This is a genomic window from Nocardiopsis eucommiae, from assembly GCF_965344335.1.
In the GTDB taxonomy this organism is placed as follows: domain Bacteria; phylum Actinomycetota; class Actinomycetes; order Streptosporangiales; family Streptosporangiaceae; genus Nocardiopsis; species Nocardiopsis eucommiae.
Genome location: NZ_CBDRIY010000007.1, coordinates 1 through 12,169, shown reverse-complemented (window position 1 = coordinate 12,169; position 12,169 = coordinate 1). Strand labels below are relative to the sequence as shown.

11 protein-coding genes and 1 pseudogene are annotated in these 12,169 nt (G+C 72.5%); 5 read left to right on the top strand and 7 right to left on the bottom strand.

All coding sequences use genetic code 11. The features are described 5' to 3' along the window. Positions 1–2: 2 nt before the first annotated feature. Positions 3–1,223, bottom strand: coding sequence for an ABC transporter ATP-binding protein (locus ACRWK8_RS05930; RefSeq protein WP_378744252.1), 1,221 nt, complete (start codon positions 1,221–1,223; stop codon positions 3–5). 639 nt (positions 1,224–1,862) lie between these two features. On the opposite strand from ACRWK8_RS05930, the gene lnt reads away from it, so the two are divergent. Further along, a complete protein-coding gene (lnt, locus tag ACRWK8_RS05925; RefSeq protein ID WP_378744265.1) occupies positions 1,863–3,521 on the top strand; it encodes an apolipoprotein N-acyltransferase in 1,659 nt (552 codons plus the stop codon). 139 nt (positions 3,522–3,660) lie between these two features. Beyond that, a complete protein-coding gene (locus ACRWK8_RS05920; RefSeq protein WP_378744273.1) occupies positions 3,661–4,248 on the top strand; it encodes an FxsA family protein in 588 nt (195 codons plus the stop codon). Positions 4,249–4,254: 6 nt separating this feature from the next. On the opposite strand, the gene ACRWK8_RS05915 is transcribed toward ACRWK8_RS05920, so the two are convergent. Next, entirely contained in the window at positions 4,255–4,956 is a 702-nt protein-coding gene (locus ACRWK8_RS05915) for a potassium channel family protein (RefSeq protein ID WP_378744281.1), read from the bottom strand. Positions 4,957–5,136: 180 nt separating this feature from the next. On the opposite strand from ACRWK8_RS05915, the gene ACRWK8_RS05910 reads away from it, so the two are divergent. After that, complete coding sequence (locus tag ACRWK8_RS05910; RefSeq protein WP_431868809.1) at positions 5,137–5,463, top strand: nuclear transport factor 2 family protein; 327 nt, start codon at positions 5,137–5,139, stop codon at positions 5,461–5,463. Between the two features lie 104 nt (positions 5,464–5,567). On the opposite strand, the gene ACRWK8_RS05905 is transcribed toward ACRWK8_RS05910, so the two are convergent. After that, positions 5,568–6,056 (bottom strand): nucleoside deaminase, encoded by a 489-nt coding sequence (locus ACRWK8_RS05905; RefSeq protein ID WP_378744407.1) that lies wholly within the window; start codon positions 6,054–6,056, stop codon positions 5,568–5,570. A 93-nt stretch (positions 6,057–6,149) separates the two neighbouring features. On the opposite strand from ACRWK8_RS05905, the gene ACRWK8_RS05900 reads away from it, so the two are divergent. Beyond that, positions 6,150–6,629 carry a GNAT family N-acetyltransferase gene (locus ACRWK8_RS05900; RefSeq protein ID WP_378744313.1) on the top strand — a complete coding sequence of 160 codons (480 nt, stop codon included), beginning with the start codon at positions 6,150–6,152 and terminating at the stop codon, positions 6,627–6,629. Between the two features lie 47 nt (positions 6,630–6,676). On the opposite strand, the gene ACRWK8_RS05895 is transcribed toward ACRWK8_RS05900, so the two are convergent. The 4 genes and pseudogenes from ACRWK8_RS05895 to ACRWK8_RS05880 all read right to left on the bottom strand — a co-directional run. Next, positions 6,677–8,689, bottom strand: coding sequence for a heavy metal translocating P-type ATPase (locus ACRWK8_RS05895; protein WP_378744329.1), 2,013 nt, complete (start codon positions 8,687–8,689; stop codon positions 6,677–6,679). Continuing rightward, positions 8,686–9,048 carry an ArsR/SmtB family transcription factor gene (locus ACRWK8_RS05890; RefSeq protein ID WP_431868805.1) on the bottom strand — a complete coding sequence of 121 codons (363 nt, stop codon included), beginning with the start codon at positions 9,046–9,048 and terminating at the stop codon, positions 8,686–8,688. The genes ACRWK8_RS05895 and ACRWK8_RS05890 overlap by 4 nt, the downstream gene beginning before the upstream one ends. A gap of 42 nt (positions 9,049–9,090) precedes the next feature. After that, positions 9,091–9,681, bottom strand: a complete 591-nt coding sequence (locus ACRWK8_RS05885) for an NUDIX domain-containing protein (protein ID WP_378744347.1) — start codon at positions 9,679–9,681, stop codon at positions 9,091–9,093. Positions 9,682–9,786: 105 nt separating this feature from the next. Beyond that, positions 9,787–11,646: pseudogene (locus tag ACRWK8_RS05880) on the bottom strand (HAD-IC family P-type ATPase); the annotation flags it as partial. 181 nt (positions 11,647–11,827) lie between these two features. Here ACRWK8_RS05880 and ACRWK8_RS05875 point away from each other — a divergent pair. Next, positions 11,828–12,169 (top strand): hypothetical protein (locus tag ACRWK8_RS05875; RefSeq protein WP_431868803.1); only part of this gene is annotated, 342 nt, incomplete at its 3' end.

Here is a 12,169-nt window from a genome sequence, read left to right as displayed (position 1 = left end):
GATCAGACGTTGTCGGGGTGGCCGATCGCCAGGCCGCTCTCCTGGTCGAAGAAGTGCAGCTGGCTGACGTCCACGGCCAGGCTGATGGTGCTGCCCGGACGCACGCCGCTGCGCGGGCTGACCCGGGCGGTGAACTGGGAGCGGTTGTCGCCCAGCGGCAGGGCGGCCTCGGCGCTCTCCTCGTCGTCTCCGGCGGCGTCCTTGGCCAGGGCGGCCGCGTCCTCGTGGCGCACGGGCGGGGCGTCGATACCGAAGATCACGTTGATCTCGGTGCCCAGCTCCTCGGTCACGTCGGCGGTGACCTCGATGCGCGGGTCACCGTTGCCGTCGAGCTCGGCGTCGCTGAAGTCCGAGGGGCGGATGCCCAGGATCACCGAACGGCCCACGTACTCGTTCAGGTGCGGGCGCTCCTTGAGGACCGAGGCCGGGACGGGGAGCTCGTGCTCGGCGAACTTCAGGATCGCGCCGTCGCCGTCACGGGAGATCTGGGCGTCGACGAAGTTCATCGCCGGGGAGCCGATGAACCCGGCCACGAACAGGTTGACGGGGGAGTCGAACAGGCGCTTGGGGGTGTCGACCTGCTGGAGGCGGCCGTCCCGCAGCACCGCGACCCGGTCACCGAGGGTCATCGCCTCGATCTGGTCGTGCGTGACGTAGACGGTGGTGACGCCCAGACGCTCGTGGAGCTGGTTGAGGGAGGCGCGCATCTGCACACGGAGCTTGGCGTCCAGGTTCGACAGCGGCTCGTCCATGAGGAAGGCCTGCGGCTCGCGCACGATGGCGCGGCCCATCGCCACACGCTGGCGCTGGCCGCCGGAGAGCGCGCCGGGCTTGCGCTTGAGGTAGGGCTCCAGACCGAGCATGTCGGCGGCCTCCCCGACGCGGCGGGCGATCTCGGCCTTGGAGACCTTGCGCAGCTTCAGGCCGAAGGCGAGGTTCTGCTCGACGGTCATGTGCGGGTACAGCGCGTAGTTCTGGAAGACCATCGCGATGTCGCGGTCCTTCGGCGGACGGTCGTTGACGATCTCGTCCCCGATCACCAGCGTGCCCGCCGAGATCTCCTCCAGACCCGCGATCATGCGCAGCGCGGTGGACTTGCCGCAGCCGGAGGGGCCGACGAGCACCATGAACTCGCCGTCGTTGATCCGGAGGTTGAGGTCGTCGACGGCCTTGACGTCGCCGCCGTAGATCTTGTCGACGCCCTCGAGGACGATCTCCGCCATGCTGTCAGCTCCCGCGTTGGCTCGGTGGGTGTGGCGTATCCGATGGTGTGCGGTGCGTCGTGGGGCCGAGGACCCCTCCGATGACCTCTTCACCGAGGCCCGTTGTTCATAGTTGATCGAAACAGGCCGTTTTCTTGATCACATCAGACATGATCGTGATCAAAATGTCCAGAGCAGTTTTGGTTTCGATCCGATTGCGGTCATGCGCAAACCACCCTTGGCCAGCTGGCGTGCGCGGCTCAGGTGCGTTAGCCTGTCGCACGGTTCATCACGCTCTCCCCTCCCAGCACTTGGGCCGGTAGCCACGACACGGCGCCCGGGTTGAGACAAGCGGTCGGGGAGTCTGGGTAACCTAACGACCAGTCCAGCACTGGACGGACCGGTTGTGCGGCCCCCACTCGTCCGATTGGACGCTGCATCACGCGCCAGGTGCAGCTGGGATCGGGTGAGGGGCGGAGTACCGCGACCGGGCGGGGGGTTGGACCCGGAAAAGGCCCGAACATCCAGTAGACAACGGTCTTCCGAGCTCGCCGCCGACGGGACGGAGCCGGTCCGAAGGGTGGCTCGGGCCTTTTCCGCGTCCCCCCAATATGCTGACCGCGAGGACCCTGAGAATCCAGCGGAAAGCGAGCATCCCACGTGGTTGCCGAGCAGAAGGGGCCGGAGGCAGCTCCGAGCCCCGAAAGACCCTCGCCGAGCATCACGGCGCCGGAGTCCGAGGCGCGGGCCACGACGTGGTCCCCCCTGGCCCCGGGGCACCGCTGGGGGCGCCTCGACCTCGTCCTGAGGATCCTGGCCGCCGTCGGATCGGGCCTCGCCCAGCTCTTCGCGCTCCCGCCCTACGGCCTCTGGTGGCTCGGCCCGCTCAGCGCCGCGCTCCTCCTCCTCGCCGTGTGCGGGACCCGCGTGCGCCGCGCCGCCTGGCTGGGCGCCCTGTCCGGCGCCACGCTCATGGTTCCGCTCGTCCACTGGCAGGCCATCTTCGGCGTCGACGTGTGGCTGGGCATCGCCGCCCTGGAGACCGCCTACTTCCTGCCCATGGCCATGGGCCTGTCGCTGGTCGCACGCCTGCCCTACTGGCCCGTGTGGACCGCCGCCCTGTGGGTGGTCCAGGAGGCCGTGCGCGCACGGTGGCCGTTCGGCGGCTTCTCCTGGGGCAAACTCGCCTTCGCGCAGCCGGACACGCCCTTCGTGGGATACGCGGCCCTGGGGTCCTCACCGCTCGTCTCCTTCGTCGTCGCCCTGACCGGCGCCATGCTGGTCTGGACCGTTCTGCGCGCCGTGTCGGCCCGAGGCCGCGCGCGCGTGCTCCTCCCGGCCCTGGGCCTGGCCACCAGCGCCGCCATCGTCCTGGGCGGTCTCGTGGCCCCGGCGATCGGTCGCCCCGCGCCCGTGGAGACCGTCACCGTCGGCATGGTCCAGGGCAACGTGCCGAACGTCGGTGAGATCTCCATCCTCGGAGAGCGCGCCGAGGTGCTCCAGAACCACGCCGACGGAGTCCAGGAACTGGCCGAGGCGGTCCGGGCGGGCGAGTACCCCCAGCCCGACCTCGTGCTCCTGCCGGAGAACGCCAGCGACATCGACCCCTTCCGGGACCCCGAGGCGGCGCGGACCATCGACGAGGCCGCCCAGGAGGCGGGAGCGCCCCTCCTGTGGGGGCTCAGCCGGTTCAACGACGACGGCACACGCTACGTGCAGAGCCTGGTGTGGGACCCGGAGACCGGTCCGGGCGACTCCTACGACAAGCGTTACCTGGTCCCGTTCGGCGAGTACATCCCCTACCGCGACTTCTTCACCCGGTTCGTCTCCCGCCTCAGCCAGGTCAGCTCGGACGCCATCCCCGGCACCGAACCCGGGGCCCTGGACATCGGCGGCACCACGCTGGCCGTGGGCATCTGCTTCGACGTGGCCTTCGACCCGTCGGTGCGCGACTCCGTGGCGGCGGGCGGCGGGATCATCGTGATCCCCACCAACAACGCCAACTACAACTTCACCGGACAGTCGCACCAGCAGCTGGCCATCACCCAGCTGCGCGCCGTCGAGCACGGACGCCCGGCCGTGGTGGTCTCCACCAGCGGGGTCAGCGCCGTCGTCGATCCGGACGGCCGGATCGCCTACGAGTCACCCGAGGCCGTGCGCGACATCAACGTCGCTGAGCTCACCGCCATGGAGGGCCCCACGGTGGCCACCCGACTGGGCGCGGTCCCCGAGGCCCTGCTCGCCGCGCTCGGCCTGGGCGCGGTGGTCGCCTCGGTCGTCGCCTCCCGCAGGTCCCGGACCGTGCCTCCCACCGCGTGAGCGGTCCCCGCCACGGGGCCGGATCCGGGGCGCGCACCGAGCGTGGGAGCTCCCGGACCGGGAACCATTCACGTCACGGGTACGTTCTCCCCATCAAGGGAGACCCGACTCCGGTCCACGACACTGAGGATGATTCGCGATGCCGCTGCTGATGGTGCTGGCGCTGATGGCACTGCCCTTCCTTGAGGTGGGCCTGATGATCTGGGTGGGCGGACAGATCGGCGTGCCGTGGACACTGGCGGCGCTGGTCTCCCTGATGATCCTGGGCGTGGCCGTGCTGCGGCACACCGGCCGCGCCTTCCGCGAGGTCGTCCAGGAGGCCGACGAGGCGATGCGGACCGGAGAACAGCCGCGCAAGGGCCTGCTCGACCCGCTGATGCTCATGGCGGGCGGCATCCTGCTGGTCATCCCGGGGTTCCTCACCGCGGCGGTCGGCCTGCTGCTGGCCACTCCGGTCACCCGGCCCGCCCTGCGGTGGGTGTTCGCCGGGTGGGCGGCCCGCCGGATGAGGAAGATGCAGGAGCGCGTGAACGAGGAGTTCGCCGCGCGCGGCGCCACCATCCCGAACCAGTCGCCCTTCGGCCCCGGCGGACCCGCCGGTGGGCCCGCGAACCCGTTCGGCACCGCCCCCGGAGGCACGTCGGGCTCGGCCGGTGACCGGTCCGCCCCCGACCGGGGCCGTGTCATCCAGGGCCGGTTCGAGCCCGAGGACGAGGACCGGAACTGACCCCGGTCACCCGGATCCGGTCCCGGGGTCCCGCCCGGACTCGGAGACCGACACGTAGGCGCCCACGATGCGGGCGATCACCGTGGTCAGGAACAGGGTCCCCGCCACCGCCTCGGCGGTGGCCAGCGACCGGGCCCACGGGGTGACCGGCACCAGGTCGCCGTAGCCGAGGGTGACCAGGGTGACGAAGCTCAGGTAGGTGAGGTCCTGCCAGTCCACCGGCGTTCCCCGGGCCAGGGAGTCCTCGAAGGCACCCGGCCACAGGGCCTCCACGATCCCGAACATCGCCGCGAACACCCCGCCCAGGAGCAGGTAGGCGCAGATCGCCGCGAGGATCAGCTGCGGGCCCCGCTCACCCTGGTGCCGCCACCGGTAGGTGAACACGAACGTGAGCAGCTCCAGGATCAGGTAGCCCTGGAACAGCACGACGGCGCAGAACAGACCGAGGCGCGCGGTGGGGACCTCGGGGTGCAGGGCCGCCCAGAAGCCGGACACCAGGAAGACCACGGAGAGCACGGCCACGGGGACCAGGCGCTGGCCCCGGGGCCGCACCACGCGCACGCCCAGGAAGACCACCGTCGGGTACAGCAGGGTGTACAGCATCTCCCACAGCTGTCCGCGCAGGGTCAGCGGATACGCGAAGTGCAGCAGCACCGAGGCGGCCAGGAACGCCACCAGGGGGTGCGAGAGCCCCGGTCGACCACGCATCCCCGGCTCCTTCCGTACACGAGCGGTCGCCGGGAGGCTAGCCCGGCCGCGCGCCCGACCGTGTGAGGCGCGGGAGGTGTTTGCCCGGCCTTGGATCGCCGTCGACACTCGGTAGACCAGTGGACTGCGAGCATCCTCGGGGAGTGGACCACCAGGGTCCGTACGAACCGGAGGAGCACCATGACCGTGAGCATCCCCGAGCCGGTCGCGTCGTTCGTCGACCGGGTCAACGACCATGACGAACAGGGCTTCCTGGACTCCTTCACCCCGGACGGGGTGGTGGACGACTGGGGGCGGGAGTTCCGGGGCCGTGAGGCCATCCGCCAGTGGAGCGACGTGGAGTTCATCGGGGCCCGGGGGGTGCTGGACGTGCGCTCGGCCGAAACCACCCCGGACGGGGTCACCGTGGTGGGTGACTGGAGGTCCCAGCACGCCAACGGGCTGAGTTCCTTCGCGTTCCGCGTCGAGGGGGACCGGATCGCCCGGATGACCATCAGGGAGGGCTGACCGTTCGCGGCCGTGTCGCGGTGTGTCGGACCCCGGAGCGCGTGGCCCACCAGCACTGATCGTTTCGATCACGTTCGATCATGCGGTGGGCCACGCGCCCGGCTTCAGGGCCGTGCGGCGCGTCCGTGCAGACGGGCGTGCAGCCCCCGGACCTCCTCGCTGAGGTGCTCCACCGGGCCGTCCACCGGAATCCCGGGAGCCACCTCGTTCACGGACAGCGCCCGCACCGGACCGGCCGCGACCCCCCACTCCGCCAGCCAGGTGCCCAACTGCTCCGCCGAACTGGCGTACACGATGCGCCCCAGCTCCACCCAGGCGTGGGCGGCCGAGCACATCGGGCAGTGCTCACCCGAGGTGTAGACGGTGGCCGAGGCGCGCTCGTCGGCGGACAGGTGCTCGGCGGCCCAGCGGGCGATCGCGAACTCCGGATGCTGGGTGGCGTCGCCCCCAGCCACGTGGTTGTGGTCCTCGAACAGCACCGTGCCGTCCGCGCCCACCAGCACCGAACCGAACGGCTCGTCACCCCGGTCCAGGGCCTCCGCGGCCAGGTCCACCGCGCGGCGCAGGTGACGCAGGTCGGTCTCGTCCACCATCATGGGCTCCTTCGCTCCGAGTTCGGCGCCACCGTACCGCGCACGGTGGAAAACCCCTGGTCGCCCCCGGACGGCGTGGCTACGCTGCGACCCATGGAGATCAGGATCCGGCCCTACGAACCCGGCGACCGCGACGCGGTGGTCGACCTCGCCCTGCGCGCGTGGGAACCCGCCCACACCGCGCTGGCGCGCACCCTGGGCCCGAGTCTGCACCGACGGGTCCACGGGGACTGGCGGCGGTCGCACGCGCGTGACGTCGGGGAGGACCTGGACTCGGCGGAGGCGGCGGCGTGGGTGGCCGTGACCGACCGCGTGGCCGGGTTCGTCACCGTCCGACTCGACCGGGCGGGCGGCACCGGCCTGGTCCACCTGCTGGGGGTCCACCCCGACCAGCAGGGGCGGGGCACCGGCACGGCGCTCACGGAGTTCGCGGTGGAGCGCATCCGGGAGGAGGGCATGGCGGTGGCCGTGATCAGGACCGGCGGCGACGACGCCCACGCCCCCGCGCGCGCCGTCTACGAGAGGGCCGGGTTCGTGGCCGCACCGGTGGTGCACTACTACCGGAGCCTCTGAGCCCTCTGCCGTCCGAACCCCGGCCTTTCGCCACGGGCGCGGGCGGTTCAGTCGCTCCGGGACGGCGATCCGACGCGGTCGGAGTCGTGGAGGTCCCCCTCCCGGACGGCCGGAGAACCGGGAGCCCCCGCTCCGCGGCCGATCGCGGGTCCGCGTCGCCCGGCGCGCAGGCCGTTGGCGATCACCACCACCTCCGCGAGTTCGTGCACCAGGACCACCGCCGCCAGACCCAGCACGCCGAACAACGCCAACGGCACCAGGCCGACGATGATCGCCAGCGACAGCCCGACGCTCTGCCACATGATCGTCCGGCAACGGTGCGCGTGGTCCAGCACCGCGGGCAGGTGGCGCAGGTCCTCACCCATCAGGGCGACGTCGGCGGTCTCCACGGCCACGTCGGTGCCCATCGCACCCATGGCCACTCCCAGGTCGGCCCCGGCCAGGGCGGGGGCGTCGTTGACCCCGTCACCGACCATGGCCACCGGGCCCCCGGCGCGCAGGTCACCGACCACCCGGGCCTTGTCCTCGGGCAGCAGCCCGGCGTACACCTCCTCCGGCGCGATCCCGACCTCGACGGCCACCGCGCGCGCCGTGACGGGGTGGTCTCCGGTCAGCATGGCCACGCGGTGCCCGGAGCGGCGCAGGGCCGCGACCACCTCGGCGGCCTCGGGACGGGGCTCGTCGCGGACAGCGAGCGCGCCCGCCACGCGGCCGTCCTCCTCCAGCAGGACCACGGTGGCCCCGGCTCCCAGCAGGCGCTCGACCTCGCCGTGCAGGGGACCCGGGGTGACCCAGCCGGGTCGGCCCAGCCGCACCCGCGCGCCCGCCACCCGGCCGGTCAGCCCGTGGCCGGGCACCGCGCGGACGTCCTCGGCCGGAGGGGGTGAGGGGTGCGCGGCGAGCACCGCCCGGGCCAGGGGGTGTTCGCTGCGCGCCTCCAGCCCCGACGCCAGGGCCAGCACCCGCTCCGGCGTGTGCCCGGGGGCGGGCACCACCTCCATGACGGCGGGCGCGTTCCGGGTGAGGGTTCCGGTCTTGTCCAGGGCGACCACCCGGACCCCGCCCATCGCCTCCAGCGCGGCACCGCCCTTGACCAGGGCGCCCTGGCGTGAGGCGGCTCCGACGGCGGCCACCACGGTCACCGGAACGGAGATCGCGAGTGCGCAGGGGGAGGCCGCCACCAGGACGACCAGCGCGCGTTCGATCCAGGTCAGGGGGTCGCCCACGACCGATCCGACCAACGCCACCAGCACGGCCGCGACCATCACTCCGGGCACCAGCGGCCGGGCGACCCGGTCGGCCAGCCGCTGCCCCTGACCCTTGCGGGCCTGCTCCGCCTCCACGACGCGCACCACGCGCGCCAGGGAGTTGTCCTCGGCGTCGGCGGTCACGGTGATCTCCAGTGGACCGGTGCCGTTGACCGAGCCCGCGTACACGGCTTCGCCCGGTCCCGCTTCCACGGGCACGGACTCCCCGGTGATGGCCGAGGTGTCCAGGCTGGTGTACCCGGCGGCGATCACACCGTCGGTGGCCAGCCGTTCACCCGGCCGCAGCACGAGGGTCTGTCCCGGGCGAAGCTGGTCGGGGGAGACGGTGTGCTCGATCCCGTCGCGCAGCACGGTCGCCCGCGCGGGAACCAGGTCCAGCAGCGCGCGCAGGCCGCGCCGGGTGCGCGCGACGGCGTACCCCTCCAGGCCCTCCGCGACGGTGAACAGCACGGCCAGCATCGCCGCCTCCCCCACCTCGCCCAGGGCCACGGCGCCGGCAGCGGCCAGGGTCATCAGGGTGCCCACGCCGATCCGGTCCCGGAAAGGGCCGGAACCGACCAGGCGGCGCAGGGCGGAGGGGACGAAGGTCCAGGCCGCGACGGCCAGGGCGGCGGTCTTCAGCAGGAGGACGAGGGGCTCGGGGGCGCCCCACCACCCCGCCGCGTACCCGGTGAGCAGCAGGGGCGCGGCGACGGAGGCGAAGCGGATCTCGGTCACCTGCCCGAGCCGGGTGGGTTCCGGGGGGCCTGACGTTGGCACGGGCGGGGCGTCGCCGCAGCAGGTATCGCTCACCGGACGCCGTCGGTGCCGTAGGTGGGGCACAGGGCGACCGCGTTCCCGGTCGCCGCCAGGAGGGTCTCCGCGGCGGCGAGCAGGGTGATCAGCTCGGGGCGACTGAGCGAGTAGAACACCTGGCGCCCCTCGGGACGCCCCTCGACCAGGCCGCAGTCGCGCAGGCACGACACGTGCTTGGAGACCGTGGACTGGGCCAGGCCCAGCTGGTCCACGAGGTCGGTCACCCGCGCCTCACCTCGTGCCAGGCGACGCACGATCGCCAGCCGGGTCCCGTCGGAGAGACTGTGGAAGAGGGCCTCGGCGGCGTCCAGACCGGAGTCCGCGCAGGCCCCCTGCCCACCCTTATTCATCGTCATGCGACGATCATATTCAGTTCTGGCGATGAATCAACGTCGGGTTCAGACGCGCTGGGCCGCCGTTCTCGAAGCGGCCAGTGTCTGGGAGATCTTCGCCGCCAGTCTCGCGGAGGGCACGTCCGTGTGGGGTCGCCAGGCGAGCGCGTCGGAGTCCCCGCCTCGCGCTGGCACCGTGGCGGCCGTCGCCCGGTACAGGTACAGGAAACCGAAGTGCACGTGCTCCGGCTCGCCCCGGCCCTCGTCCTCAGGGACGCCGTGGACGTCCAGGTCCAGCGGGAGCGCGTGCGTGTCCGACCCCGTGCGGGCCGACTCGACCCGGTCCGGAGACAGACCGGTCGCCTCTGTCAGACGGCTCAGCGAGGCCTCGTCCAGGGCACCGTCCCCGTCGGTCAGGTGCCCGCCCGGCAGGAGCCAGGGGCCCCGGTCGTCCTCGCGGACCATCAGCACCCGCCAGCACGGGTCGAGGACCACGGCCCCCGCGGTCACGTGTCCCACACGGAGTTCCTTGGGCGAGGAGAGCTCGTGCTCACCGTCCAAGGCCCGCACCAGGGGGGCGGCCGCGTCGACTTCCTTGGGGAAGCGCTCCAGATAGCCGTCCAGCACGGCGCGGATGTGCGTGTTCGGGATGCTCAATGTGGCTCCTGTCGATCCAGACACGTGGCGCACCCAGGATCCCGGCTCGGCACCGGCCCTGAACAGTTCCCACGCTGACCGGCCACGAGGTGGTACCCGAACCCGTCAGACGTCCGCCCGGGCCCGCTGGTCGTCCGCCGGAACCCGACGGGCGTCCGCCCGGGCCGTCATCCGGTCGTCCACGAACCGGATCACCGTGATCGCCACGATCGCCACCCCGGCCACGGCCAGCCCGGTCAGGACCTTGGTCGGGTCGCTCACGTCGAGGTCGAAGAACCAGCGTCCCCACGGTGTCACCATGGCCAGGGTCAGGAGGCCCACCATGGACCCGACCAGCGCGACCTTCCACCACACGTACGGTTTGGCCACCAACAGCAGCACCCACAGGGTGGTCGCGCACAACGTGATGACCACCGCCGTGCGGTCCGCCGGGTCCGGGACCGTGCGCCCGCCGAGCACCAGCAGGTAGGTCGTCACCGCGGCCAGCCCCGCCACCACCCCCGAGGGGATCGCCAGCCGCAACGTGCGCAGGACGAACCCCGGCCGGGCGATGTCGGTGTTGGGCGCCAGGGCCAGGAAGAACGACGGGATGCCGAAGGTGACCGCGTTGATCAGCGTGGCGTGCCTGGGGAAGAAGGGGTAGGCCACCGCCAGCAGGCCCACGATGATCGCCAGCGTCATCGTGTAGACGGTCTTGGTCAGGAACAGGCTGGCCACCCGCTCGATGTTGCCGATCACCCGGCGGCCCTCCGCCACCACGCGGGGCAGGACCGCGAAGCGGTTGTCCAGCAGGACCAGTTGGGCGACGGAACGCGAGGCGGGGCTGCCCGAGCCCATCGCCACGCCGATGTCGGCCTCCTTGAGCGCGAGCACGTCGTTGACGCCGTCACCGGTCATCGCCACGGTGTGCCCCCGGTCGCGCAGTCCGCGCACCATGTCGCGCTTGCGCTCGGGGGTGACCCGGCCGAACGCCGAGTGCCGCTCCACCTCCCGCGCCAACTCCTCGGGGCCCCGGGGCAGGTCCCGCGCGTCCACCGGACGGTCCGCGCCGGACAGGCCCAGCTCACGGCCGACCGCGCCCACCGAGGCCGCGTGGTCACCGGAGACGACCTTGACGTCCACGCCCTGGTCGGCGAAGTAGTCCAGGGTCGGCCCGGCGTCCCCGCGCACCCGCTGGTCCAGCACCACCAGCGACACCGGCTCCACCGTTCCCGGGGCGCACTCGTCGTCCACCCGGACCGAGGCCCGCGCCAGCAACAGCACCCGCAGGCCCTGGGCGCCCAGACGGGCGGCCTCCTCGGCGGCGGGGGAGTTCGGCGCGGCCAGGACGTCGGCGGCACCGAGCACCCAGTGCCGTTCTCCCTCCGGAGTCAACAGGCTCGCCCCGCTCCACTTACGGGCGGAGGAGAAGGGTGCCAGGGCGGTCACGGCCCAGTCGGGCGTCTCCTGACCGTTGGCCGCGCACCCCTCGGAGATCGCGGCCATGCTCGGGTTCGGATCCGGGTCGCTCGCGGCCAGCGCGGCCAGGACCGGGGTCGGCGAGGCCGCACCGCCCAGATCGCGGATCTCGGCCAGCCGCATGCCGACCTCGGTCAGCGTGCCGGTCTTGTCCGTGCACACCACGTCCACCCGGGCCAGGCCCTCGATCGCGGGCAGTTCCTGCACCAGGCAGCGATGGCGGCCCAACCGGATCACGCCCACCGCGAACGCGATGCTCGTGAGGAGGATGAGCCCCTCGGGGATCATCGACACCAACGCCGCGACCATGCCGCGCAGGGCGTCCGCCAGCGGTCCCGAGATCCCGCCGGACACCGGTTCGTCCAACGCGACCTGCCCGTTCATGAACAGCTGGCTGTAGACGAGCAGCGCACCGATCGGGAACAGGGCGTAGGTGATCCAGGTGAGGATCGTGTTGATCCCCGACCTCAGCTCCGACCGCACCAGGGAGAAGCGGGGGGGTGGCTCTCCCCACCCCCCCCCATCCCCCCCCCCTCCCCCCCCCCACTGTGCTGTCCGGGGCCGGTCATGGGACGGATCGTCGCCCGGAAGGCGTTCGGCGAGGGGCTGGCCCTCCACAGCGGTCGTCCCCGTCCACAGGTGGCGTCTCACCTGGTCAGGACGCTGCTCGTGGCCTACCATCGAACACGTGTTCGATTTGCCGCCGGCTCCGCCCGAGGCCCGTGTCTCGGTGGTTGAGGCCGGCCTGTCGAAGTGGTTGGAGGACAACGTCCGGCCGCTGCGGGTGGAGTTGCTGATCCCGCGCCGGACGGTGCTGGTGGAAGTTGTGCGCGAGCCGGTGGAGGTGGCGCCGGAGACGGCCCGGCTGGCCGGTCTGCTGGAGGCCGGCGCCGACCACCTGCAGGCGGCGCGCGCCGCGCAGCAGCGGGCGGCGCGGGAGGCGGCGGCGCAGGCGCGGGCGCTGGCCGCGTTCGCCGCCGCCCGCCCGGCCGCCGACCTGGACCGGCCCGAGGCCGAGGTGGGTGCCGCC